We start from the raw sequence: 24,626 nt of genomic DNA on the forward strand, positions 1-24,626 counted from the left end.
CTGATTCTTATCTCGGAAATACATAAGTGTTTGGATGTACTACAATAATTCCGTCTGAATTTGCCGTTCCGGTTAATTCAGAAACCACTTTTCCTCCCACATAAATTTTAGCCGTTACCGTTTGTCCTGCAACACCGCCAAGACCGCTTGTGTGTACTAAAGCCCCGTCAGAATCTGCATTAGCCGTAAATTCTTTTGTCCATGGTAATGCCAGAACATCTTCAATAAGCGGAGCACCACTTTTTTCCATATAAGTTACATCAAGTTCACCCGTAAAATTTCCTGTTATTTCATATTTTACATCTCTTGATGCTGTTACTGGTCCAGAGTTGTTATCATCGTCGCTGCTGCATGAAACTGCTGTAAAAGCAAGTGTTAATACAAGCACTGCTGTTTTAAAAATTGATTTCATAATAAATTCTTTAATAATTAATATTCATTTAAAACAAAATTACAGGCTTGAAAAACAGTTGGCAATACCTGATAAAATGTATTTTTTATTACCTGATATCAGGTAAAAGCAACTGAATGTTTTTTGAAACACTTTTTAATTTAATAAATTTGAATAAATACCACTTTATGAAGAAAATCTGCTTTTTGACGCTTTTTTTATTTTTATCTGCCTTTGCACATTCACAAGTTATTCTTTCTTTAGATGATGATACCGTTTACATAGACAGTATTGCAAAAGTGACCAGAAACACAAAATCTGATAGTATAAAATGTCTTTACAGTTTTAAATTATCAAGATTGTTTTTGATGGTTCAGAATGTTGAAAAATCCAAAGAATACTTAAATCAGGCCAATAGACTAAAATCAGGATTTCCCTTTTTGAAGGATGCTTCGATTTATTATAATTCCTATAGTTTCATTGAAAAAGGCGATATCGTAGGTTTCGAAAAAACATTATTAGAAGCCAATGCCAAGTTAAAACAATACGATAATACAGAAGCTTTTAGGCTCCGCGCAATCCTATTGCAGAATTATGGCATTATGCAACAGCGAAAAAACAACGAAAAAGGCTATATGAAATTATTGGTCAATGAAGCCATTCCCCTTGCAAAAAAGAGCGGCGATTATGAACTGATAAGCGGCTTGTATAAAGCGGTTGCTATTATTTTTATGAATAATAACGAACGCCAAAAAGCAAGCGAATATTTAGATGAAGCACAGAATTATATCGAAAAAGCAACCAAACGATCTCCTACCCTGGCAGAATCTAAAATGGAAACTTATATCATCAATGCCGAAAATTTAGTAGAATTAAAACATTTTTATGATGCTAAAAAAGTACTTGACAAAGCTTTTTTACACTCAAAAAATTCCCTGAATCCAATTTAAACGATTCTTATTTTTATTCTGAAGGAATATATTATGCCAAACAAAATAAATACAAGCAAGCTTTAACGAGTTATGAAAAAGGAATAAAATCTGCCAAAACACATCAGAATGCAATTGCCTTAAACAGGTTGAAATTTGCAGAATATGAAATACTTTTTAAGTTAAAAGAATATGAAAAAGCTAAAAACAACCTGGAATATCTTTTAGAGAATACACCATTTATTGTAGATAAAAAGAACTATTACAACGAATTGTCAAAAGTTTACAACGCTGTTAAAAATTATGACAAAGCTTATTTTTATGCCAATAAATATAATGTTGTAAACGATAGTTTAAACAATACAAAATTTCAAAAAGAAATTGTAGAACTCGAAGCAAAATACAAAAAAGCCGAAAATGAGAAAAAGATAACGGCTCTTCAATCGCAAAATGAAAAAGCAGCACTGTTGGTATATAACAATCGGTTGAACTCTTTTCTGTTTGCTGTATTGTCGGTTTTATTATTTCTGATTGTTTTGTTTTTGTGGATTTTGAATAAAAACCAAAAGAAGTTGAGTTTTCAAAAAGAAATTAATCACCAGCAGGAATTGGCGGCACTTGAAAATCAGCAGAAATTATCTGTTTCAAATGCTTTGATTGAAGGTGAAGAAGTAGAGAGAAAACGAATTGCACGAGATTTGCATGACGGACTTGGAAGTATGCTTTCGGGATTGAAAATTCATTTAAAATTGGCAGAAAAAGATAATGTAAGCACAACAGAAGTGACTACTTTACTAGATAATTCGATCAAAGAACTCCGCAATATTTCTCAAAACTTAATGCCCGAAAGTTTGCTGAAACTAAGTTTAGAACATGCTTTGCGTGATTTGTGCATGGCAAATTCAAACACAATAACAAATGTTGAATTTCAGTATTTGATTAGCAAATCGAACTTGTCTAAAAACCATCAAATTTTTATTTATCGTATTATTCAGGAATTATTGAATAACGCTTTAAAGTATGCAAATGCATCAGAAATCCTGGTTTCATGTTCTCAAAATAAGGAAACTTTTTTTATAACAGTCGAAGATAACGGAGTTGGATTTAATGTTTCGGAAAAAAGTAATACCGGAATGGGCTTAAGAAATATAAAAAACCGTGTAGAATTTTTAAACGGGAAATTAGAAATTGAAAGCATAATTAATAAAGGAACTTCGGCCTATATTGAGCTGAAGGTAAAAAACGAAATGCTAAATGACTAGAAAATATAAAACAGTAATTGTAGATGACCATCCGATTGTGATTTCCGGAATTTCGGGTTTACTGTCAGATTTTCAGATTGTTGAGGTCGTGGAGAAATTGCAGTCAGGCGTTGCGCTTTTAGATTATATCGAAACAAATGAAGTGGACCTGATTTTAATGGATATTTTTTTGCCGGTAATAAACGGAATTGATCTTTGTAAAACCATCAAACAAAAATATCCTAAAATAATTATTATCGGGATGAGCAGTCAGTCAGAGAGAAGTCTGGTTATGCAATTTGTTCAAAATGGGGGGAATGGTTATATTTTAAAAAGTGCTTCTTTTGATGAATTTAAAAATTGCATTTATAAAGCAATAGATGGCGAAATTGTGTTTAGCGATGAGGTTCGGGCAGTTATAAGTCAGCCACAATCTGAAGATTTAGATCGAATCCCGAGTCTTAGCCGTCGGGAAAAAGACATTACTTTATTGCTCTCAAAAGGCAAATCGACCCAGGAAATTGCCGATGAATTGTTTCTGAGTTTTTTGACCGTACAAACACATCGACGTAATATTCTTCAAAAATATAAAGTAAAAAATGTGGCCGAATTAATTACTTTCCTCCTGAAGAACAATCTTTTAAATTAACAAAATCTTCTGAATGCCAAAATGACATTTTTGAAATTGGTTCGTAAATTGCTGTTTGTTTTGTAACTTTAAATTTCAATCAAAAAATCAAAAAAAATGGGAAGTGGATATTTAATTATTGCTGGGGCAATTATGTTATTCAGCTGGTTGGTTAGTTCAAAATTAAAAAGCAAGTTCGAATTATACTCTAAACTGCAACTTCGAAATGGAATGAGCGGTGCAGAAATTGCCGAGAAAATGTTGGCAGATAATGGTATTAGAGACGTTCGTGTTATCTCGACTCCTGGACAGTTAACAGATCATTATAATCCGAGTGATAAAACTGTTAATCTAAGCGAAGCAGTTTATAATCATCGTAATGCAGCTGCAGCGGCTGTTGCGGCACATGAATGTGGTCATGCCGTGCAGCATTCTATTGGATACGAATGGTTAACCATGCGTTCGAAATTAGTGCCAATTGTAAGCGTCGCCTCAAATTATGTACAATGGATTTTGATTGCAGGAATCCTGATGATTAGAACTTTTCCTCAATTGTTATTGATAGGAATAATCATTTTTGCGGCAACAACTTTGTTTTCGATTATTACTTTGCCTGTAGAGTACGATGCAAGTAACAGAGCGCTTGCCTGGTTAGAAAATAAACACATGCTGACACAAGAAGAGCAGGCAGGAGCAAAAGATGCCTTAAAATGGGCTGCAAGAACGTATGTAGTAGCCGCTATCGGATCAATCGCAACGTTGTTGTACTATATCTCTATTTATTCCGGAAGCAGGAGAAATTAATGTGGTAATGAGATAATTAGTCAATTAGATAATTAATAACAAAAACCTGATTAGTTTAAACTAATCGGGTTTTTGTTATTTTGAAACAATAGACAATTGTTTATTAAGCATTTTAAGAATTATCTAATTGACTAATTATCTAATGGGTACATTTTAAAGTTGAATCTGTCTATCAATCTGCTGATCGAGTGAAATAAATGTTTCTGTTCTTGAAACTCCTTCAATAGCCTGAATTTTTGTGTTTAAAAGCTGCATTAAATGTTCGTTGTCACGACAAATTATTTTGATCAAAACCGACCAGTTTCCGGTGGTATAATGACATTCTAAAACTTCGGGGATTTTTTTTAAATCTTTTACAGCTTCTGAGTTTCGGGAAGCTTTATCCAGATACACGCCAACAAATGCCATTGTGTTGTAACCTAAAACTTTTGGGTTAACAGTAAATTTCGATCCTGAAATTACACCCGATTGTTCCAGTTTTTTTAAACGCTGATGAATCGCCGCTCCAGAAATCCCAATTTTATTAGCAATTTGTAAAATAGGTTTTCGGGCATCATCCATTAAATAGCGAAGTATTTCTTTGTCAATACCGTCAATTTCGATTAAAAGAGAATTGATTTTCATGAGAGTTGTGGTTTGAAACTAATATTGGTTTTTTGGTTTTAAATAGAAATCAAATTTAAGGATTAAAGTTTTAATTGAATAGAAAATTGTTGTTTTAAATCTTTGTCAAAGTTTTAAACTTTGACAAAGATGCGCGCAAAGTGTATATCCACATTTTTTGTCATCCCGAGGAACGAGGGATCTCCACGAGTAGCTCGACAAAGATTAGCAACTTACTTTACGGAGTTTCTTGCGGAGATCCCTCGTTCCTCGGGATGACAAAATTGTGTTTAAATCTTAGTCCGAAACACTCAAAATAGTCTAAAAACAAAAAATTCCAAATCCCAACAAGAAGGTTGGAATTTGGAATTTATAATTTGGAATTTTTATTTAAAAAGGATTATTTCCCTTTGTTTGCTTCGCTAATGTATTTTTCTAAAGCCATTGTCATAGAAGGCGTTTCAGGAGTTGGAGCAAGAATATCGATTCTTAAACCATAATCTAAAGCTTCTTTTTGAGTTGTGCTTCCAAAAACAGCAATTCTGGTATTGTTTTGTTTAAAATCAGGGAAGTTTTTAAACAATGATTTAATTCCGGTTGGACTAAAAAATGCTAAAACATCATAATAAACATCTGCCAAATCAGATAAATCACTCATTACTGTTTTGTAAAAAACAGCTTGCGTCCAGTCTACTTTTAAACCATTTAAGGTAATAGGCGCGTCAGCATTTAACTGATCTGATGCTGGAAGCAGGAATTTTTCGTCTTTGTATTTTTTAATTAGTGGAGATAAATCAGCAAAATCTTTAGCACCTACATAAATTTTTCGCTTTCTGTACACTACATATTTCTGCAGGTAAAACGCAACTGCCTCAGATTGACAAAAATATTTCAATCCTTCAGGAACTTTGTAGCGCATTTCGTCTGCTACTCTGAAAAAATGATCTACAGCATTTCTGCTTGTCAAAATAATCGCAGTGTAATGATTAAGGTCGATTTTTTGTAATCGAATCTCTTTTGCGTTAACCCCTTCCACATGAATAAATGGTCTGAAATCAATTTTTATTTTGTGTTTTTGTTGGAGCTCAAAGTAAGGAGAATTTTCCACTTTAGGTTCAGGCTGTGACACCAAAATTGTTTTCACTTTCATATTATAAACATTTACTAAGCCACCTCTTTTGTTATCCAATAATACATGAAATAATAAGGGGCTATTTCAAGAGCGCAAAGATATAAAATAAAATAAAATAACTTACCGATTATTATATTTTGATACGTTTTAATTGAAATAAAGTAGGAAAATAGACTTATACATAGCGAAACGCCTATTATTACTAGCGGGACAATCTTCGGAATATTGTCATAATAGAATAAAACTGCGTTAAAAGGCAGTATTAAAACACCTATGTAAGTCCTGTAAGTCGCTTTTTGTAGGTTGAAAAGGCTTACAAAATCATCAATATTGAAAGAAGTTGCAACGATTTTTTCGATTAAAAATTTCCCCAGAATAAAATAAAGTAAAAATGTAGCGATCTGAATGTACAAGATCCAATCTGTTTTTGAAGCATATCCAAAAATATGCAGCGTAAGCAAAATGAAAAATGAAAACGACAGAATTTGAACAAAAAACAGCCCAACAATAAAGCTGCCTTTCAGGTTGCTGGTGTCGCGATAAATTTTTGCATATTTATCAGAAAAAATAAGTTTGCTAAACTCACTAAATCTTGTTTCGTAAGTCGATTTAGTTATAGCAACGAGAGCAAAGGCCACCACAAATAAAAGTGTTGCCCAATCTTTGTTCTCTAGAATTCTGGGTTGAAGATGTTCAATCATAGCGTTACAAAATTAGTAATTTTTTGTATCAATACTTTTATTATAAATTTATTATGAATGAAATGGCATAAAAAGTTTACTTTTGCCATGAAATTGCCAAGAAAAATGAATGATAGTATTGTCATAATTCCCACTTATAACGAAATTGAAAACATAGAAAGTATAATAAGAGCCGTACTTTCGCAACATAAACCTTTTCATCTTTTAATTATTGATGATAATTCTCCCGATCATACTGCAAACAAGGTGATTGCATTGCAGGAAGAATTTCCGGGCAGATTATTTTTAGAACAAAGAGCCAAAAAATCAGGTTTAGGAACAGCTTATGTTCATGGTTTTAAATGGGCTTTGGAACGCAAATATGATTACATTTTTGAGATGGATGCCGATTTTTCGCATAACCCGAATGATCTTGAAAAATTGTATGATGCCTGCCATTTTGGTGGTGCCGATTTATCAATTGGTTCTCGTTATGTAACAGGTGTAAATGTGGTAAACTGGCCTTTAAGTCGTGTATTAATGTCTTACTTTGCTTCGGTATATGTGAAATTTATTACTGGAATGAAAATTCATGATGCCACAGCTGGTTTTGTTTGTTATAAAAGAGAAGTTTTAGAGAAAATAAATCTCAATAAAATAAAATTTGTTGGTTATGCGTTTCAGATTGAAATGAAGTACAGAACCTATTGTGCTAAATTTGAAATTACCGAAGTTCCTATTATTTTTACAGACAGAACAAAAGGAGTTTCTAAAATGAGCAATGCCATTATTAAAGAAGCTATTCTTGGGGTAATTTCACTTCGATTAAAAAAATTAATCAATACATTATAATACCACGATCATGAATAGGATTTTAATAAAGAATGCTAAAATTGTAAACGAAGGGTCTATTTTTGAAGGTGATGTCTTGATCGAGAACGACTTAATTGTTGAAGTTGCAGATAGTATCAGCCTAAAAACTTCAGATTGTATTGTGATAGATGCCGAAGGAAATTATTTAATGCCGGGTGCAATTGATGATCAGGTACATTTTAGAGAACCGGGATTAACTCATAAAGGAGATATAGAATCAGAATCAAGAGCTGCGGTTGCGGGCGGAATCACTTCTTTTATCGAACAGCCAAATACGGTTCCTAATGCAGTTACTCAGGAAATTTTAGAAGAAAAATATCAAATTGCTGCCGTAAAATCATTTGCGAATTATTCGTTTATGATGGGCGCAACCAATGATAATCTGGAAGAAGTTTTAAAAACGAATCCAAGAAACGTTGCCGGAATCAAAATCTTTTTGGGTTCTTCAACAGGGAATATGCTCGTAGACAACGAAGCAACTTTAGAAAAAATATTTTCCAGCACGCCAATGTTGATTGCAGTTCATTGTGAAGATGAAACGACAATTAAAAATAATCTTGCCCTTTTTAAAGAACAATACGGTGATGATGTTCCGGTAACGGCACACCACTTAATTCGTAGTGCAGAAGCTTGTTATATTTCGTCTTCAAAAGCAGTGGCTTTGGCGAAAAAAACCGGAGCGCGTTTGCATATTTTCCATCTTTCGACAGCGAAGGAAATGGAATTGTTTACGAATAAAATTGCATTAGAAGATAAAAAAATCACGGCTGAGGTTTGTGTACATCATCTTTGGTTTACTGATGAAGATTACAAAACAAAAGGAAATTTCATTAAATGGAATCCTGCTGTAAAAACTGCCGAAGACAGAAAAGAACTTTGGAAAGCTTTGAATGACGGTCGAATTGATGTTATTGCAACAGATCACGCTCCGCATACAAAAGAAGAAAAAAGTCAATCGTATTTAAATGCTCCTTCAGGTGGGCCATTAGTGCAGCATGCTGTTGTCGCAATGTTTGAAGCGCATCACCAAGGGAAGATTTCTATTGAAAAAATCGTAGAGAAAATGTGCCATAATCCGGCTAAAATTTTCAAAATCGAAAAAAGAGGTTTTGTAAAAGAAGGTTATTTTGCTGATTTGGTAATTGTAAACCCGAGTTTGCCGTGGAGTGTAAAATCAGAAAATATATTATCAAAATGTGGCTGGTCTCCTTTTGAAAACTTTACTTTTAAATCGAGGATTACCCATACGTTTGTAAACGGCGAATTGGTTTATAACAATTTTAAAGTGAAAGACGTTCGCAACGGAAAAAGATTATTGTTTGACAGATAAAATAGGAAGATGAAGAATTTTGTAGTTGTAATATTGGTTTTATTTTTTGCTGTAAGTTGTAAAAAAGAGCTTGTAAAAGAGCCTAAACGACTTATTGAGAAAGGAAAAATGATTGATATTATGTATGATTTATCTGTTTTGGATGCCATAAAATATCACAATCCATTATCCTTAGATTCACTTGATGCTAGCCCGAAGCGATTTATTCTTCAAAAATATAAAGTAGACAGTCTACAATTTGCGCAAAGTAATATGTACTATGCATCAGATTATGAGAGCTATAAAGATATGTTTGATCAAATTGCGAAACGATTAGAAAAGAATCAGAAAAAAGCAGATTCACTTTTTAAGATCGAAGAGAAGAAAGCGGCAAAAGCAAACAAAAATAAGAAGAGCAAAACAACTGGACCAGCTCCTAAACTTAATGAAACTCAGCCTGCCCGAAAAATTAATGTTGATTCGATACGACGAGCAATAAGACAGACAAAAAGATAATTATAACTTCGATACTTCTTTAATGTATTGATGTACATCTAAAAAAACCGTTCCCAGAGCGGTTTTTATTTTTTCATTTGAATACAAATTTTTCGAATAAGAGGCTTTCGCTGTTGCTTTTGTTAAACGTCTTTTTTGGAAAAATAAAGTCGAGAATATTTTGTCTGCAATCCAAAGAAAATTCATGAAAAACGGAGTTGCATGAATGCTTGGTTTTTTTACTTTTAAGACTTCTGCAATTGTGTTTAGAATATCCCTAAAAACAATATTGTCTGCAATTAAGGTAAAACGTTCATTTTTGATTGTGCTTTTCATTAATTCGTAAACAATTCTCACTACATCATTTATAGCAACAAATCCTGTATTTCCAAGAGTATAAAACGAAAGTCCGTTTGCCACTTTTACGTATAGCTCAGCGCTTCCTTGTTCGCATTTTTTTGTTTTTGGGATTGGTCCTAAAATCACGCCCGGATTAATAATGATAATATCCAGGCCTTCCTGAACGCCTCTCCAGACTTCCATTTCGGCGCCATATTTTGAAATAGCATAATCGCTGTGAGGTTTTTCAGGATTCCAGTCGGTTTCTTCTGTAATATAGGTTTCATGTGGTGGTAAATCTCCCAAAGAGGCAATTGAGCTTACAAAGCAGAATTTTTTGATTCCTTTGGCCAACGAAAAATTAACCATATTGGCAGTTCCTTCGATATTGGTTTTTCGAAGTGCATCTTCGTCTTTAGGATCAAAAGAAATTAAAGCGGCACAATGGTAAACGTATTGAATGTCGATAAAAGTAATTTCAAGAGAAGGAACATCTAAAATATCGGCTTCAAGCCAATTAATTTTTTCGAATAAATCACCTTTTTTATACAATTCAAAAACCGATTTTGTTTTTTGAATGTTGTTCTGGTTTCTGTAAATAGCCCGGACATTTTCTCCATTTTCAATTAAATGAAGCAATAAATGCGCGCCAACTAAACCTGTTCCTCCAGTTACTAATACCATTTTGTAAAGATAAGTTTTTGCTTTTTTGCCACAAAGGCTCAAAGCCACAAAGTTTTTTTGTTTTTAATAATATTTGCGCCTTTGTGCCTTAGTGGCATAAGTTTTTGCCATTGCCATTACCATTGATTATATTTGCGCAAAATATTTTAAAAATGAAGAATCTAGTTGAAGAATTAAAATGGCGCGGTTTATACCATGATAGCATGCCAGGAACGGAAGAACAATTGCTAAAAGAGGTAACGGCGGCATATATTGGTTTTGATCCAACGGCAGATTCACTGCATATTGGCAGTATGGTTCAGATTATTTTATTGGTTCATTTAAAGAATTTTGGTCATCAGCCGGTTGCTTTGGTTGGTGGTGCAACCGGAATGATTGGTGATCCTTCCGGAAAATCTGACGAAAGAAATTTGTTGAACGAAGAAACTTTGGCTAAAAACGTTGCCGGAATCAAAAGTGTTCTGTCTCGTTTCTTAGACTTTAATTCAAAAGAACCAAACGCTCCAATTATGGTAAATAACTATGATTGGATGAAAGAATTCTCGTTTATTGATTTTGCCCGTGAAGTTGGAAAACGTATTACGGTAAACTATATGATGGCGAAGGATTCTGTTAAAAAGAGAATTAACGGAGAAGGCGAAGGAATGTCTTTCACAGAATTTACATATCAATTAATTCAGGGATACGATTTTTATCATTTATATAAAAACAACAACTGCCTTTTGCAAATGGGAGGTTCAGACCAATGGGGGAATATTACCACAGGTACAGAATTAGTGCGCAGAATGGGAGGCGAAAATGCAAAAGCTTTTGCTTTAACAACGCCATTGATTACAAAAGCAGACGGATCTAAATTTGGAAAATCTGAAGGTGGAAATGTTTGGCTGGATGCTGATAAAACTTCAGTGTATAAATTTTACCAGTTTTGGGTAAATGCAACGGATGTAGATGCTGAGAAATATATTAAAATCTTTACATTTTTAGACAAAGAAACTATTGATGCTTTAATCGAAGAGCATAAAGCAGCTCCGCATTTAAGAGTTTTACAAAAGAAACTGGCTGAAGAAATTACGATTTTTGTTCATAGTAAAGAAGAATTAGAAAAAGCAATTCAGGCTTCGAATATTTTATTTGGAAATTCTACTTCAGAGGATTTGAAACAATTGGATGAAACGACTTTCTTAGAAGTTTTTGACGGAGTTCCTCAAGCTGAAATTGCAAAAGCAGATCTTGAAAACGGATTGGACATTGTTTCTGTTTTAAACGAAAAAACAGGTTTCTTTAAATCAAACGGAGAAGCGAGAAGAGCTTTAACGGCAAATTCAATTTCTGTAAACAGAGAAAAAATTAAAGAAGATTTTGTTTTGACTTCAAATGATTTGATTAATAATCAGTTTGTGTTATTGCAAAGCGGAAGGAGAAATTATTTTGTGATTAGAGTGGTTTAATTCACATTTAAGTTTTAACTATAAAAAAAGCATCCGCCAACGCGGATGCTTTTTTGCATTATTATATGTTATTATTTAATGACTTTGCGAGTTTTATTTTTAGATTTAATGATGTAAATGCCGCTTTTTAATGAATCTAATGATTTGTTTTCTTCTTCTTTAGAGGTAACTTCCTTGGTTAAAACTTTTTTACCTTCAAGATTGTAGACATTTATTGAATAAGGTTGTGTAACCTCTTCAGCTTCTAATTTTGATTGAACTATTTTTCCAAAGGGGTTATAGAAAGTTACAGGTATGGCAGTTACATTATTATTTTCGTTTGATTCCGTAATTGTTTTAGAGTCGTCAACTGAAATAAGGATGTTTCTGTTTCCTGTAAATGTTGTACCGATATTACCAAAATTAGAAGAAAAAATTGTTTTTGTTACTGTAATTGAAGCTCCTGCATTTATTGCACTTATTGCTACACTACTTGCTGTAGATTTTAAATCGGCTGTATCAATAATACCGTCAGTAGATAAATAAAACTGAAGTGTTGTAGGAGTTGATGCAGCGCTTCCGGTATTTTTAATGGTTATTACCTGCAAATTGATACTTCCGGATTGATTGCTTATGGTGTGTCTTTTGCCTCCTAAATCACTTAGTGCTGCACTACAATCAAAACAATTACTAAAGATAATTGTGTTATTTGGATCAATAACTAAATCTGGTTTTCCTGCTGGTGTTGTTGTTTGATTGATAGTAAATGATGACGAAGACGAAATTACATTATTACTGATATTTATATCTTCACTATTAATTAACTGCATAATGGTGTAATATGTGCCATTAGTGAGATTGGCTGGAATAGTTATAGATGGATATCCGGATTTGGTTTCATTAGCGTTTAACGGATCTATTAGAATATCTTTAATTAATACATCATCGCTACTTAGAGTAGAATCACCTTTAGAAAAATAAATTAGGCAGCGAGATGTATTAAATGCTCGACCACCATTGTTTTTTAATGCATATGTTGCGGTAGCAGTTGCGCCAGTATTCATTGTGCCAGATCCAAAACTTACACCTGTAGCTTGCAAATCAGGTTTTGGACAATTTAATGTAACAAGGGAAAAAACAGCGTTACTGGTTGTGGTATCCAGTTGATATTCGCTATCTCCTGCTTCTACACTTGACCCATCAATTAAATAATAATTTGAGCCTTTCCCAAAATCCATTAAATATACATCTCCTATATTTAAAGGCCTAGTTATTTTAAGATTTACCTTTTCTCTTGTGGTATTAGCTGTTAAATTGGAGCAATAATTACTTTGTGCTTCTTCTAATGTTGATCCTAATGATATTGGTCTGATATATTTCCATGACAAAGAATTACATAAATCTGGAATTAGTTCAAAATCTGCAGGTTCATCTATTTCTGCTCCTTTATCAAGATAATAATCAACCGCATAAAGTACTTTGTAGTACCTTGAACCGGAAGTTGATCCTGAAACTAAATCAGATTTGTAAATTTTCCCAACTTCTAATTTAAAGGTTTGATTTAAATTTACATCTCTATTTGGTCCAACTGTAGCACTTTTAGCACATTCAACAGAAATAGCAGTTTCGATATTAGGCCCTAAATCTTGTAATGTGTGAAATTTGTAGCCCTGAGACCAGCCTGTAAAGCTTAAAAAAATAAACAATAATAAAGTAATTTTTTTCATAATTTTTATATTTAAATATTTACTTTAAAAGTATGTTTTAAATATAAATGCAGTATTTTTCGTATATTATTTATAAGTTAATAAATCGTGTATATTCTTACGAAAAAAAACAGAAGAGAGAATGGTTTATTACAAAACCATCAAATTACATCCACGAATATCAGAATTATCAAAACGTCCCAATACCTCAAAAGAGTTGTTGGGATTTTTTTGCCTAAATCCTGAGTGGCAATAAAAGAGCATGAATTGATGTTGGCCAAATCAATAACGTTAATTCCACCTGTTTTTCCATTATTTACGTAAGTAAGCGCATCTTCGGGATCGCGAACTAAAATATGCATCCATGACGGACATTCGAAAACGCCTTCGCCTAAAGAATAGGCTTGCGCCAGAAGTTCGGTCATTCCGTATTCTGAATGAATTGCCGAAACTCCAAAGCCTTTGCAAAGCTGTTCATGAAGTTCTTCGCGAATCATTTCTTTGCGTTTTCCTTTCATTCCTCCGGTTTCCATAATGATGGTATTTTGAAGGTTGAATTGATGTTTTTCTATTAAATCTAATAAAGCATAAGTAACACCAATTAAAATCACATTTTGTCCCGATTCGTCTAAAGCGGTCAGTTTTTTAATTAGGTCGTCGTGATTGTGTAAATAAAAGCCGCTTTCGGGCTGATTGGATAGTTTTATTAAGTCTTCGACCATATAAATAAGCGAAGATCCATCTCTTTCGAGATAAGACGGCAAAAGAGCTAAAACAACGTAATCTTCGATATTGCCATAAAACTGAGAAAATCCCTTGCGGTAACTTTCCTCATATAGGGAAATATCGGTCACTAAATGTTTGCTCGTAATCATGCCCGTTGTTCCGCTGCTGGTAAAGGTAACCTGAACAGGATTTGAATTGGAAACTACATTATGGCTCTTGAAAAACTGTATTGGTAAAAACGGAATTTGCTCCAGTGATTTTACCTGTTGCGGATTTACTTTTAGAAAGTCGCAAAAGTCACGATATACCTGATTGTTTTCATGTTGAAAACGAAACACTTTTAATGCTATTTTTTCAAATTGTTTCTGACTCGAAATGGTAAATATATCGCTGGCTGTAATCAAAACTTTTTTGTGCAAAGGTAAGTATAAATGTAAATAGTTTTCAGTTTTTGGTCACAGTTTTCCTGTACAGAGTCTCAAAACCCAGACTGTGACTGGAAACTAAAAAAAACGGTAATAAAAAAGCCCCAAATAAACATTGGGGCTTTTGATGTATTTTATGTTTTACCGAATGATAAGCTTTCTGGTAGCTGAAGCATTTTCTTCGCTTATTTTAATAATATAAACTCCGGGAGTTAAATCACTAACATTTAATTCTCTGGTCGTTAAATGTGCCTGAATTACTTTTTTTCCTAACAGATCAAAAACAACAATTTCTTTTTCTAAATCGTTTTTTGATGTTATATAGACTTTGCCGTTTGTAACAGGGTTAGGGTACAAGCTTAGGCCCTCAATGGTACTTCCGTCCTGAGGTTTTGGTAATTGCTTACTATTATCCTGCGCTGACGCCGTTATAGTAGTAAAGAAAAAAGCCAATAAAAATGTAATATAAAAGTAGTTTTTTGCCATCGCTATATTTTGATTATTGTAAATATACAAAAAAATTACAAAAACTACGCCAAAAAAAACATCCTAAAAAATTAGGATGTTTTTAACATTTTATGTGTGAAGTGATTAGAAAATCAACTTAGTTTAATTACTTAGTCCAGTTAGCCCAAGTTGGTAAGTCAGCACCAGCACCAGCACCTAAAGCACCAGTAGTTGTTCCAGATAATTTAGGACCATCAAATGCAGTAACAGAAGCTCCAAAAGTATAGTTTGTGATAGTAAAGTTACCAGCAGCGATATTTGCAACTGCACCAGCATCTGTAGATAATTTAGCAAGATCTTTAGGCATTCCGTCAGCAACATATAAGTTTGTGTAAGCTTGTTTTCCTCCACCTTCTTTGTAATTGATTGCTTTTTCGTCAGCTAAGAAAGCAGCATCACCTTTAATAATAGAGATGTTAGTGATTTTAGCGTTTGTCATTGGAACAGCTCCACTTGGATCTTTTGCGTTTGTAGATCCTTCAACACCTGCTTTAGTAACACCTTTAATGTATACGTTTGTAGCAGTACCTTGCCATCCGTCAGCAAAATCTAAAGAATCATCATAAGAGTTTACAATTACTAAGTTAGAAGCGTTTACAGCTCCTCCGAAGAATTCAATTCCATCATCACCACTTTCGAAAGTGTATATGTCAGATACTACTGTTCCTGAACCTACTCCGAAGAAAGAAACTCCATTGTATTCTTTTTCAGCAGTATATTTAGAACCTGTGTAAGAAATTCTTAAAAAGTTGATATTTCCAGAAGAATCTGCATTGTCATTACCGCCATAGCTTAAAGAACCTACTTCAGAAGTACCATTGTCTCCTGTGTTCACTTTACCATTACCAGCGATAATTAATCCACCCCAGTCACTTTGAGCTGGAGTTGCTTTTCCAGAAGTCATGATAACTGGCTTAGCAGCAGTACCATTGATGTTAATTTTAGCATTTCTCTCTACAGCAATATATAAAGAAGTAGCTTCTGCAGTAGCAGAACTTTTGATTACTGTTCCAGCAGGAATAACTAAAGTAGCTCCACCTTTAACAACAAGACCACCTGTTAAAGTATAAGTTTGAGTTGGGTCCAAAGTTACAGTACCATCTTTAATCTCTCCCTTTAAATCGTCAACTTTTAAAACAAAAGAACTGTTGTTCGTATTGTTGTTGTTATTATCATCAGAACTACAGCTTGTTAAAGCAAGTCCTAATATTGCAGCCATTGCAAATAAACTTTTTTTCATTTTTGTTGTGTTTTATTGTTTTATTTATTCAAGGCAAAGTAAATGAACATATGTTTTTGTTGAGTTAAGACCGTATTAACAATGTATTAAGTATAGTGGTATAAATAAGACTCGACTTAATATAAAATTTACATTGCCGTTTTAAATTACAAAAGGTGATTAGAGTTACCTAATCACCTTTTGTATTTATTTAGAACAGTTTCTTAGAATGTATAATTTAAAGTAAGTCTGAAATCTGAACCTGCTTTGTATGAAACTGCGGTAATATCACCAACAGATTCTTTTCCTGGTACTTTTCCTTGCTCTTGTACACGTTTAAAAGTTGGATTCAGGATGTTATTGTAAATAAGACCTAATTTTAAGTTTTTAGTTAAACTTGTATTAGCGATAAAGTCTAATTTATTTACAGCTTTATCAACCAGGTTTCCTACTCTTGAGGTTCCAATAACAGCTAATTTATCTGAAAAATAAGAGTAAGATACCGTTGCACTGAAATCCTGTCCTTCTCTGAATTCATTTAAAAATGATAAGTTAGCATTGGCAAGGAAATTAGAAGCTCCTGTTAATTTACTTTCTGAAAAAGTAAAGTTTGCTCCAAAATCATTTTCGTTGTTTACTTTATCGTTGCTTAGATCTTGGTTGGTGTATAAATAAGATCCGTTTGCGTCAAAAGAAAGTTTTGTCTTTAGGTTGTCATTATTTTCAATTTCAAAAATATCTTTTCTGAATTCTACTTCAACTCCTGCTACTGTTCCCTTATCTCCTGTATTTGCGTAAGAGATATCATTTGAAGAAGAGTTAAGGAACATTTCGTTGATTGGGTTTTGAATAATTTTTCCGAATGCAGTTACAGAAATTAATTCCCCTGCTTTCGGGAAAAATTCCCATCCTAAATCGAAGTTGTAATTTGTTGAAGCATATAAATTAGGGTTTCCTTCGTATGCTTGTGCGACATCTTCATAAATAATTGGCACTTTTTCTTTAAACTGAGGAAGTGTATATGTTTTGCTCGCAGAAAACTTTAAGTTCTGTTTGTCTGTTAAAGTATATTTTGAAATTAAACTTGGTAAAATGTTAAACTTTGAATCATCAGAATTGCCGCCACCCGGAACTGTTGTTGTGATATAGAAAACACTTTGATTCAATTGTTCCAGTCTAGCCCCTAATATCACACTCAATCTATCCGTTAAAGAGTATTGAACATTAACGAATGCAGCATTAATATCTAAATTTCCATTATACAATTGGTTAATTCTGTTTGAGTAAGATGAACCCCAGTGTGCAGGATCTAAATAATTATCTACATGGTGTATGTCTTCTTTAGGAAAAGAAATTGTAGTTCTGTTCGGGAAAAATGAATATTGTTCCATGTTGTAATCTACACTCTTGAACTTTCCTGAATAACCAACAGTTACTTTTCCTTTGTAAGTATCATCACTGCCTTTTTTGAAGTTATAAGAAAGAGCAACATTTGCAGCGATTTCATTTTCTTTTAAGTCCTGAAAAAACCTGTGATTATTGATGTTTGAATTGGTGAAAAATGTATAGTCTATAGCATTTGGAGCATACACAAAAGAGTTTTGCATACGATCTGGAGTTGCGCTGTTAGACATGCTGTATCCTACACCCCAATTTAAATTCCACTGATCGTTAAACTTATTTTTCCCTGTTAATTGATTTACAATTAATTGAGTTCTTTCAAAAGTTCCACGTTTAATAAATCCAGATATTTGTTGAAGAGCATCTCCACCACCGTCAAAATTCTGGTTTGTTCCTTCGTACTCACTGTAATCTTGCTCACTTGAATTCAAGAATAAAGAAGTAAAGAAGATCGAGTTTTTGTTGTTGATTTTATAATCAGCTGTACCCATCACAGTTGTAGTAGTACTATGTTTGTACGCCGTTCTGTAAAAATCAGAAAAGATATCTCCGTCAGAAGTAATTCCCCCTCTACTGTATCCTTCTGTGTATTTATTTTTTGCACTAAATGAACCGGTAACAAAAGTACCAATTGAACTTTCATCATTTATATTGAATCTTTTACCAGCAGATAAAGTATAGAAAGCATTTAATATGTTTTTGTTTTCCTGTCTGTCCCAGCTTGTTGCATAGCTATATGGTTGTAATGGAGAGTCTGGAACTCCAACTTTTTTAAATCCAGTATAAGTAGGACCATCTTGTAGATAAAAATGATCTTGGCCTAAAACATTTGTGTTAGCCCCTGTTCCAATTGAAAAACTTACAAAAGGTTTACCGCTGAATTTTTTTGCAGCAATATCTATGTTTGCTCCTCCGAAATCGGCATAGTTTTGAGCTTCAAATGTTTTGCTTACTCCAATATTATCTACAATATTTGTCGTGAAAATATCTAAAAGTATATTTTTATTTGCAGGGTTGTTTGATGGTAATGGAAGTCCGTTTAATGTTGTAACATTATAACGATCTCCTAATCCTCTTACGAAAACATTTCCTGAATCGTCGTTTTTAGAAACCCCACTAACTTTAGATACAGCATTTGCTACATCGTTAACTCCTTTTCGAGCTATTTCTTCGGCACCAATTGCAGCTTTAAAAGAAACTGCATTTTTTTGGTCTAATAATAGAGCTGATTCTTTTTGTTTGTTTCCGGCAGATGATTGCACAACAACATCCTTCAAAGCATAACCTTCTCCAGAAGTAAGTGTTTTGTTGATTGTTACAGTTTCGTTTGCTTTAACTGTAACCGGCGCTTCTATAGTTTGGTATCCTAAAAAGCTGAAAATTAAAGTATAGCTTCCCGGATTTACAGATATAGAATATTTTCCGTCAATGTCAGTGTTTGCGCTAATGTTGGTTCCTTTTATTAAGACATTCGCAAAAGGAAGCGATTGATTGTTCATTTCTTTGTCGGTTAATACACCAGAAATTGTACCTTTGTTTTGAGCGATCGAAATCGTGCAGATAAATAATGTAAATAATAGAAATTTTAGATTGAATTTCATTTTAGTTGTGTTTAATTTATTTTTTTGCAAAGAAAGAACCGCCCTGTAAAGTTCATGTTACGCACTTGTTATGTTTTTGTGTTCTGTAGATTATCAAATTGTTACGAGATTAAATTACCGTTAACTGCGATTTTTAACCGTCGATTTATTATTATATTTACCATCGCAATTAAAAACCATCAGATTTATTAGAATCAAATTTGATGAGAAAACTCAATTTTTGCTATTTTATGAAAAAAACTCAAACCAAGATTTTATTGGTCGACGATGAACCGGATATCTTAGAAATCGTAGGCTATAACCTTGCTCAGGAAGGCTATCAAATTGTAACAGCTTCAAACGGAAAAGATGCAATTGCAAAAGCTCAGAAAGAATTACCAGACCTGATTATTATGGATGTGATGATGGCAGAAATGGACGGTATGGAAGCTTGTGAAAACATCAGAAAAATACCAGAATTAAATAATGTTATCATAACATTTTTAACAGCAAGAAGCGAAGATTATTCGCAAGTAGCTGGTTTCGATGCAGGTGCTGATGATTATATCACAAAACCGATTAAGCCAAAATTACTGGTAAGTAAAGTAAAGGCTTTGTTAAGAAGGTTAAAAGAACAAGAAGTTGTTAGTGATACCTTAAATGTTGGCGGAATCGAAATTAACCGCGAAGAATATAAGATCATAAAAGGGAATGTAGAAATTGCATTACCAAGAAAAGAATTTGAATTGTTTTACCTACTGGCTTCAAAACCTGGAAAAGTTTTCAAAAGAGATGAAATACTTGATAAAGTTTGGGGTAACGAAGTAGTAGTTGGCGGAAGAACAATCGATGTTCACATCAGGAAATTACGTGAAAAGATTGGAGAAGATCTTTTTAAAACAATAAAAGGAGTAGGTTATAAATTTGAAGTTTAATTTTTTAAGCTGCTAAGTTTCTAAGATACTAAGTTGCTAAGTATTTGATTGTGATCTAACATTCAATTATAGTCCATACTTTTGAAATCAAAGTCAATCTTTGTCAAAGTTTAATTTGATAAAGATTGACTTTTTCAAATTTTTACTCAATACATAGAAAATAAGTTTTACTTTTAAATGAACTTATATCACTTATATGGTGAAAAAATCCCTTAATGGTTAAAAATATTCAATGAAAATTAATTTTAAGAAAACATACAAATTTGCTGTAAAGTCGGCATTATATATAAGTCTTTTTGCAACAGGATTTGTGCTGATTTTGATGTCGTTGTTTTATAAAAATCAACTGAAACATCAAATAGGGTTTGGATTAGTTTTTCTCTTATCGATTTACATTTTTTCTTTCCTGGTTTTGCAATATCGTGTAGAACGTTTTATATACAGAAGAGTAAAAAAAATATACGATGAGGTTTCGTTATTAGAATCGACAACACTTATCAATCAGCCCATAACAACAGATATGGAAACGCTTTCGCGTGAAGTAAAAAAGTTTGCTACAGATAAAAAACTCGAAATCGAAATGCTCGAAATTCGTGAAGAATACCGCAGGGAGTTTTTAGGAAACGTTTCACACGAACTTAAAACACCTTTGTTTACTGTTCAGGGCTATGTTTCGACTTTGCTTGATGGTGCGATGGATGATAAACACATCAGAAAAAAATATTTAAAACGTGCCGAAAAAGGAGTAGAGAGACTTATATATATAGTGGAAGATCTCGACATGATTACCAAACTTGAGTCTGGTGATCTGGATTTGAATATGACTGATTTTGATATCGTTGAGCTGATTCAGAATGTTTTTGATTTATTGGAAATGAAAGCCGAAAAGAAAAAAATCAAATTGGCTTTTGAAAGCAGAAATGTAAAATCGGTTATTGTTCGCGGAGATCAGGACAGAATTCAGCAGGTTTTGGAGAATTTAATTGTAAACTCAATTAAATACGGAAAAGAAGGTGGTTTAACCGAAGTTGGAGTAGTTAATTTAACCAAGAAAAAAGTCTTAATCAGAATTAGTGATAATGGAGAAGGAGTTGAAAAACAAAATATCCCAAGACTTTTTGAACGTTTTTACCGTGTCGATAAAAGCGGAACCCGATCTGAAGGTGGTTCTGGTTTAGGATTGGCCATCGTAAAACATATTATTGAAGCACATAAAGAGAAAGTATATGTAGAAAGTGAATTCGGAATTGGTTCTGAATTCTCTTTTACACTCGAAAAAGCATATAAAGCGCAGAAAGTTGAGGTTAAAAAATTGTAAGCTTTAGAGCTATTAAGTGCCGAAGAATAAGGTTTGGCAAGGCCAATAATATTTGCGTAACTATTTCTAAACAAATCTTCTTATTATGATAACACGGTGTTAATGATTTCTTAACATTGGTGATACATCTTTGCACCTTGAATTTTAGTGCATTAGAAGAAAATGATAAAAAGAAAAATAATTGCAATTTTATTGCTAATTACTTGTGTTGCAAATGCGCAAGAGTTAACCAAAGAAGATGTAAAAAAAGAAGTAGTTCGTCTTCTTGATTCTATCAATAAAGCCAAACTTCCGGATACCAAATCGGGCGTTAGTAACGACGAACACTGGTACGACAGAATCTCCCTAAGAGGTTATGCACAAATACGATACAATGGTTTGTTTTCTACAAACGATAAAGTTTCCTGTGACCAATGCGATAAATCATGGGGGACAACTTCTACAGCTCCGGATGCAAAAGCAAACAACGGACTTTTTATCAGACGTGCACGTCTAGTATTTTCAGGGCAAGTGCATCCAAATGTGTTTTTTTACTTCCAGCCAGATTTTGCCAGTTCACCAAGTAGCGGAATTCAAAATTTCGTTCAAATTCGTGACCTGTATTTTGATCTTTCTTTTGATAAGAAAAAGGAATACCGTGTGCGTGTCGGACAAAGTAAAATTCCGTATGGTTTTGAAAACATGCAATCCAGCTCGCAGCGATTGGCTTTAGACAGAAACGACGCCATGAACAGTGCTATATTAAACGAACGTGATTTAGGGTTATTCTTTTATTGGGCTCCGGCCGAAATCAGAGAGCGTTTCTCGATGTTAGTAAAAGATGGTTATAAAGGTTCCGGCGATTTTGGAGTTTTTGCTTTTGGAGTTTATAACGGACAAATAGCCAATAAATTAGACGGAAACAGAGCGATAAATGTCGTAGCAAGAGCAACTTATCCGTTTGTAATTGGAAATCAGATTATCGAGCCTGGAATTCAGGCATATACCGGAAAATGGGCTTTTACCGGAGAGATTTCTTCAGGCGTAATAGTTAATGATCCTCAATATGTAAAAGACCAGAGAATTGGGGCAACTTTTGTTTTGTATCCAAAGCCATTCGGAATTCAAACGGAATATAATATTGGAACCGGACCTCGCTATAACACACTTACAAACACTGTTGATGAAACAGATTTAAATGGTGGTTATGTAATATTGAATTATAAATTAGACATAAAAAAACAGCATATTTACCCTTTCGCCAAATTTCAGTATTATGATGGAGGAAAAAAATATGAGAAAGATGCCAGAAGTTATGTTGTACGTGATTACGAAATTGGTGTAGAATGGCAGCCATTTAAAGCATTCGAACTTACGGCAGAATATGTTATTGCCGACAGAACTTTTGAAGACAGTGCGCTCCCAATCAACAGACAACAAGGAAACTTATTGCGATTGCAAGCGCAGTTTAACTTCTAAGCTTTATCTTCAAATATAGAAAATAGAGAATCCCAGTCGATATTATCCTGAAACTGAGAAAAACCTGTAAACGACTTTACTCTTGATAAATCTTCAATGGTAAAGTCGTCTTGCAATGCATACGGTACCAAATTTTCATCCTGAAGTTTTATCGCTAAATATTCCTGCTCATATTGCCCCGGAGTTGGAATAAAAAAGCTTTTTTACCCAATTTTGCCAAATCCATAACGGTAGTATAACCGGAACGGCACAAAACCAAATCACTTTCATTGAAGGTTTGTTCCAACTGTTTTGAATTCATGAAATTGTAATAAGTAACATTTCCGGATTCTAGTTTGGTTTGGTCTTTTTCGACTACACCTTTTACAAACACAACTTTTCCTTCATAATTAAGAACTTCTTCCTTTAATTTTTCTTCCAGATAAGTACGTTGAGGTTCCGGTCCCGAAAGAATAATCATCAAATCATAAACCTTTGGAGTTTCCTTTTTACGCATTCTGCTCAAAGGTCCAATATATTTTAAGTTTAGTTCATTAGTTTCAAGATGCCCTAAATCACCGGTAAGATTTACCTTTTCATCCGTATCAGGAACCCAGCATTCCGTGTATTTTTTTATAACATGCTGATGACATTTACTTGTAAACCATGTTGTATTTCCAGTCATCACATTCAATTGATGCGTAATAAATACCGATGGAATTTTTTTGCTAAAAACCCCTAATCTGTTATCTGAAATAATACCATCAATGCCGTGTTTTTTAACCCACGATTTTACCATTTTTTTCTCATCACGAATGGCTGTAATCATTTTAGGCAAGTTTTTAATCAGTTTCCACTTAAAATTTTTACCATTTTTAGCATATTCAATATGATAAGATGGCAATTCAAGAGTTTGCACATATGGAAATTCTTTTCTTAACAAAGCCAGTGCAATTCCGTCAGAAGCGATTATCGGAATAAAATTATTTTCCTGTAATGCTTTTATAATCGGGATACATCTTGTGGCGTGGCCCAAGCCCCAGTTTAACGGTGCGACTAAAATAGTTTTGTTTGCCGAATATTCAATACTCATATTAAGTTTGCTTTTTGACGAAGATATATAAATAAGTGATTTCTGTTATTTAGCGCATATTACTAAATTATTAACTCTATTGTAAGGCTTTGTTTATATATTAACATAAAAGTTAATGTATAAAAAAAGAGACTAAAAAAATTAGCCTCTTGATTATTAGTTATTGAATTATTTCTTAATCCTGAATATACGTTTTGTTACCGTTTGAGTTTATGTAGTATTTACCACCTTTAGGCCCGGTATATACTTTTTTACCATTGTATTCTCCGGTCACTTTGTCTGCAACTTTTGGTGCTTTTTCAGTTGTTTCTTTTACAGTTTTGGTACCGGTTTTTTTAGTTGCCGTTGTTTTAGCTTTTGTGTCCGATTTTATGCCTTCAGCTTTTGCTTTGGTGGCATCGCTTTTTGCTTTGGCAGCGTCAGATTTTGCTTTTTTGGCATCTGCAGTTGCTTTATCAGAATCAGATTTTGCTTTAGTTGCATCTTTTTTAGCTTTCGCCGATTCCTTTTTGGCAGCGGCAGCAGCTTTGTCAGCATCCGATTTTGCATCAGCTGTTTTTTTGGCTTTCGCAGATTCCTTTTTAGCGTCTGCAGCAGCTTTGTCTGCTTCTGACTTTGCTTTTTTTGCTTTAGTTTCAGTTTTAGACTTCGTAGTTGTTGTAGTTTCCTGAGCGTAGAAATTGCCGGAAAGCATAAGTACAAAACAGATTAATAAGAATTTTTTCATAAGTTGAGAGATTAAAA

Annotated in this window: 21 protein-coding genes and 2 pseudogenes; 11 read left to right on the forward strand and 12 right to left on the reverse strand. The window is 33.4% G+C overall.

The genetic code is table 11. From position 1 onward, the window contains the following. Positions 1-7: 7 nt before the first annotated feature. Positions 8-412 carry an MmpS family transport accessory protein gene (locus ACZZZT_RS04940; RefSeq protein WP_463459611.1) on the reverse strand — a complete coding sequence of 135 codons (405 nt, stop codon included), beginning with the start codon at positions 410-412 and terminating at the stop codon, positions 8-10. A 167-nt stretch (positions 413-579) separates the two neighbouring features. Between ACZZZT_RS04940 and ACZZZT_RS04945 the strand changes: the two genes are divergently transcribed. From ACZZZT_RS04945 to ACZZZT_RS04960, 4 genes are all read left to right on the forward strand, one after another. Beyond that, positions 580-1,341 (forward strand): hypothetical protein, encoded by a 762-nt coding sequence (locus tag ACZZZT_RS04945; protein ID WP_463459612.1) that lies wholly within the window; start codon positions 580-582, stop codon positions 1,339-1,341. Between the two features lie 128 nt (positions 1,342-1,469). After that, positions 1,470-2,582 carry a sensor histidine kinase gene (locus ACZZZT_RS04950; RefSeq protein WP_463459613.1) on the forward strand — a complete coding sequence of 371 codons (1,113 nt, stop codon included), beginning with the start codon at positions 1,470-1,472 and terminating at the stop codon, positions 2,580-2,582. Next, positions 2,575-3,210 (forward strand): response regulator, encoded by a 636-nt coding sequence (locus tag ACZZZT_RS04955; RefSeq protein WP_463459614.1) that lies wholly within the window; start codon positions 2,575-2,577, stop codon positions 3,208-3,210. Before ACZZZT_RS04950 ends, ACZZZT_RS04955 begins: the two co-directional genes overlap by 8 nt. A gap of 96 nt (positions 3,211-3,306) precedes the next feature. Beyond that, positions 3,307-3,993, forward strand: coding sequence for a zinc metallopeptidase (locus tag ACZZZT_RS04960; RefSeq protein WP_042564714.1), 687 nt, complete (start codon positions 3,307-3,309; stop codon positions 3,991-3,993). A gap of 153 nt (positions 3,994-4,146) precedes the next feature. Here the strand turns inward: ACZZZT_RS04960 and ACZZZT_RS04965 are convergent, their stop codons facing one another. From ACZZZT_RS04965 to ACZZZT_RS04975, 3 genes are all read right to left on the reverse strand, one after another. After that, positions 4,147-4,617, reverse strand: a complete 471-nt coding sequence (locus tag ACZZZT_RS04965; RefSeq protein ID WP_035681816.1) for an Lrp/AsnC family transcriptional regulator — start codon at positions 4,615-4,617, stop codon at positions 4,147-4,149. Between the two features lie 379 nt (positions 4,618-4,996). Then, the gene (locus tag ACZZZT_RS04970) at positions 4,997-5,746 is read right to left on the reverse strand and encodes a uroporphyrinogen-III synthase (RefSeq protein ID WP_073397855.1); all 750 of its coding nucleotides are present in this window, start codon (positions 5,744-5,746) and stop codon (positions 4,997-4,999) included. A 14-nt stretch (positions 5,747-5,760) separates the two neighbouring features. Continuing rightward, positions 5,761-6,429: a DUF4271 domain-containing protein gene (locus tag ACZZZT_RS04975; RefSeq protein WP_042564713.1), complete on the reverse strand. Its 669-nt coding sequence runs from the start codon at positions 6,427-6,429 to the stop codon at positions 5,761-5,763. Positions 6,430-6,534: 105 nt separating this feature from the next. Between ACZZZT_RS04975 and ACZZZT_RS04980 the strand changes: the two genes are divergently transcribed. The 3 genes from ACZZZT_RS04980 to ACZZZT_RS04990 are packed head-to-tail and all read left to right on the forward strand — an operon-like array spanning position 6,535 to position 9,106. Beyond that, the gene (locus tag ACZZZT_RS04980) at positions 6,535-7,260 is read left to right on the forward strand and encodes a polyprenol monophosphomannose synthase (RefSeq protein WP_073397856.1); all 726 of its coding nucleotides are present in this window, start codon (positions 6,535-6,537) and stop codon (positions 7,258-7,260) included. A 10-nt stretch (positions 7,261-7,270) separates the two neighbouring features. Further along, positions 7,271-8,611 carry a dihydroorotase gene (locus tag ACZZZT_RS04985; RefSeq protein ID WP_463459615.1) on the forward strand — a complete coding sequence of 447 codons (1,341 nt, stop codon included), beginning with the start codon at positions 7,271-7,273 and terminating at the stop codon, positions 8,609-8,611. A 9-nt stretch (positions 8,612-8,620) separates the two neighbouring features. Then, entirely contained in the window at positions 8,621-9,106 is a 486-nt protein-coding gene (locus ACZZZT_RS04990; RefSeq protein WP_463459616.1) for a DUF4296 domain-containing protein, read from the forward strand. Here the strand turns inward: ACZZZT_RS04990 and ACZZZT_RS04995 are convergent, their stop codons facing one another. Beyond that, positions 9,107-10,108, reverse strand: a complete 1,002-nt coding sequence (locus tag ACZZZT_RS04995; RefSeq protein ID WP_463459617.1) for an NAD-dependent epimerase/dehydratase family protein — start codon at positions 10,106-10,108, stop codon at positions 9,107-9,109. A gap of 152 nt (positions 10,109-10,260) precedes the next feature. Between ACZZZT_RS04995 and tyrS the strand changes: the two genes are divergently transcribed. Next, complete coding sequence (tyrS, locus tag ACZZZT_RS05000) at positions 10,261-11,556, forward strand: tyrosine--tRNA ligase (RefSeq protein WP_463459618.1); 1,296 nt, start codon at positions 10,261-10,263, stop codon at positions 11,554-11,556. Between the two features lie 71 nt (positions 11,557-11,627). Here the strand turns inward: tyrS and ACZZZT_RS05005 are convergent, their stop codons facing one another. The 5 genes and pseudogenes from ACZZZT_RS05005 to ACZZZT_RS05025 all read right to left on the reverse strand — a co-directional run bounded on the left by ACZZZT_RS05005 (position 11,628) and on the right by ACZZZT_RS05025 (position 19,120). After that, entirely contained in the window at positions 11,628-13,262 is a 1,635-nt protein-coding gene (locus ACZZZT_RS05005; RefSeq protein ID WP_463459619.1) for a CARDB domain-containing protein, read from the reverse strand. A gap of 129 nt (positions 13,263-13,391) precedes the next feature. Then, positions 13,392-14,371: pseudogene (locus tag ACZZZT_RS05010) on the reverse strand (LuxE/PaaK family acyltransferase). A 162-nt stretch (positions 14,372-14,533) separates the two neighbouring features. Continuing rightward, positions 14,534-14,878, reverse strand: a complete 345-nt coding sequence (locus ACZZZT_RS05015; protein ID WP_073397743.1) for a T9SS type A sorting domain-containing protein — start codon at positions 14,876-14,878, stop codon at positions 14,534-14,536. A 127-nt stretch (positions 14,879-15,005) separates the two neighbouring features. Next, complete coding sequence (locus ACZZZT_RS05020) at positions 15,006-16,139, reverse strand: hypothetical protein (RefSeq protein WP_463459620.1); 1,134 nt, start codon at positions 16,137-16,139, stop codon at positions 15,006-15,008. A gap of 203 nt (positions 16,140-16,342) precedes the next feature. Beyond that, entirely contained in the window at positions 16,343-19,120 is a 2,778-nt protein-coding gene (locus tag ACZZZT_RS05025; protein ID WP_463459621.1) for a TonB-dependent receptor, read from the reverse strand. A 230-nt stretch (positions 19,121-19,350) separates the two neighbouring features. On the opposite strand from ACZZZT_RS05025, the gene ACZZZT_RS05030 reads away from it, so the two are divergent. The 3 genes from ACZZZT_RS05030 (at position 19,351) to ACZZZT_RS05040 (ending at position 22,810) form a co-directional block, all read left to right on the forward strand. Further along, positions 19,351-20,034, forward strand: coding sequence for a response regulator transcription factor (locus ACZZZT_RS05030; RefSeq protein WP_042564703.1), 684 nt, complete (start codon positions 19,351-19,353; stop codon positions 20,032-20,034). 232 nt (positions 20,035-20,266) lie between these two features. Further along, positions 20,267-21,352, forward strand: coding sequence for a sensor histidine kinase (locus ACZZZT_RS05035; RefSeq protein WP_042564702.1), 1,086 nt, complete (start codon positions 20,267-20,269; stop codon positions 21,350-21,352). A gap of 162 nt (positions 21,353-21,514) precedes the next feature. Beyond that, complete coding sequence (locus ACZZZT_RS05040) at positions 21,515-22,810, forward strand: porin (RefSeq protein ID WP_463459622.1); 1,296 nt, start codon at positions 21,515-21,517, stop codon at positions 22,808-22,810. Here ACZZZT_RS05040 and ACZZZT_RS05045 read toward each other — a convergent pair. Both ACZZZT_RS05045 and ACZZZT_RS05050 read right to left on the reverse strand, forming a co-directional pair. Further along, positions 22,807-23,882: pseudogene (locus ACZZZT_RS05045) on the reverse strand (glycosyltransferase). The gene ACZZZT_RS05040 and the pseudogene ACZZZT_RS05045 sit on opposite strands and share 4 nt — an antisense overlap. 175 nt (positions 23,883-24,057) lie before the next feature. Next, positions 24,058-24,609: a hypothetical protein gene (locus ACZZZT_RS05050; protein WP_463459623.1), complete on the reverse strand. Its 552-nt coding sequence runs from the start codon at positions 24,607-24,609 to the stop codon at positions 24,058-24,060. Positions 24,610-24,626 lie beyond the last annotated feature (17 nt).

Source organism: Flavobacterium sp. AC274, assembly GCF_979258275.1.

Excerpts from the sequence above, each read along its gene's own strand:
- ACZZZT_RS04940 (WP_463459611.1), bottom strand. The coding sequence starts at position 412 with ATGAAATCAATTTTTAAAACAGCAGTGCTTGTATTAACACTTGCTTTT.
- ACZZZT_RS04945 (WP_463459612.1), top strand. The coding sequence starts at position 580 with ATGAAGAAAATCTGCTTTTTGACGCTTTTTTTATTTTTATCTGCCTTT.
- ACZZZT_RS04955 (WP_463459614.1), top strand. The coding sequence starts at position 2,575 with ATGACTAGAAAATATAAAACAGTAATTGTAGATGACCATCCGATTGTG.
- ACZZZT_RS04960 (WP_042564714.1), top strand. The coding sequence starts at position 3,307 with ATGGGAAGTGGATATTTAATTATTGCTGGGGCAATTATGTTATTCAGC.
- ACZZZT_RS04965 (WP_035681816.1), bottom strand. The coding sequence starts at position 4,617 with ATGAAAATCAATTCTCTTTTAATCGAAATTGACGGTATTGACAAAGAA.
- ACZZZT_RS04970 (WP_073397855.1), bottom strand. The coding sequence starts at position 5,746 with ATGAAAGTGAAAACAATTTTGGTGTCACAGCCTGAACCTAAAGTGGAA.
- ACZZZT_RS04975 (WP_042564713.1), bottom strand. The coding sequence starts at position 6,429 with ATGATTGAACATCTTCAACCCAGAATTCTAGAGAACAAAGATTGGGCA.
- ACZZZT_RS04980 (WP_073397856.1), top strand. The coding sequence starts at position 6,535 with ATGAATGATAGTATTGTCATAATTCCCACTTATAACGAAATTGAAAAC.
- ACZZZT_RS04985 (WP_463459615.1), top strand. The coding sequence starts at position 7,271 with ATGAATAGGATTTTAATAAAGAATGCTAAAATTGTAAACGAAGGGTCT.
- ACZZZT_RS04990 (WP_463459616.1), top strand. The coding sequence starts at position 8,621 with ATGAAGAATTTTGTAGTTGTAATATTGGTTTTATTTTTTGCTGTAAGT.
- ACZZZT_RS04995 (WP_463459617.1), bottom strand. The coding sequence starts at position 10,108 with ATGGTATTAGTAACTGGAGGAACAGGTTTAGTTGGCGCGCATTTATTG.
- tyrS (WP_463459618.1), top strand. The coding sequence starts at position 10,261 with ATGAAGAATCTAGTTGAAGAATTAAAATGGCGCGGTTTATACCATGAT.
- ACZZZT_RS05005 (WP_463459619.1), bottom strand. The coding sequence starts at position 13,262 with ATGAAAAAAATTACTTTATTATTGTTTATTTTTTTAAGCTTTACAGGC.
- ACZZZT_RS05015 (WP_073397743.1), bottom strand. The coding sequence starts at position 14,878 with ATGGCAAAAAACTACTTTTATATTACATTTTTATTGGCTTTTTTCTTT.
- ACZZZT_RS05020 (WP_463459620.1), bottom strand. The coding sequence starts at position 16,139 with ATGAAAAAAAGTTTATTTGCAATGGCTGCAATATTAGGACTTGCTTTA.
- ACZZZT_RS05025 (WP_463459621.1), bottom strand. The coding sequence starts at position 19,120 with ATGAAATTCAATCTAAAATTTCTATTATTTACATTATTTATCTGCACG.
- ACZZZT_RS05030 (WP_042564703.1), top strand. The coding sequence starts at position 19,351 with ATGAAAAAAACTCAAACCAAGATTTTATTGGTCGACGATGAACCGGAT.
- ACZZZT_RS05035 (WP_042564702.1), top strand. The coding sequence starts at position 20,267 with ATGAAAATTAATTTTAAGAAAACATACAAATTTGCTGTAAAGTCGGCA.
- ACZZZT_RS05040 (WP_463459622.1), top strand. The coding sequence starts at position 21,515 with ATGATAAAAAGAAAAATAATTGCAATTTTATTGCTAATTACTTGTGTT.
- ACZZZT_RS05050 (WP_463459623.1), bottom strand. The coding sequence starts at position 24,609 with ATGAAAAAATTCTTATTAATCTGTTTTGTACTTATGCTTTCCGGCAAT.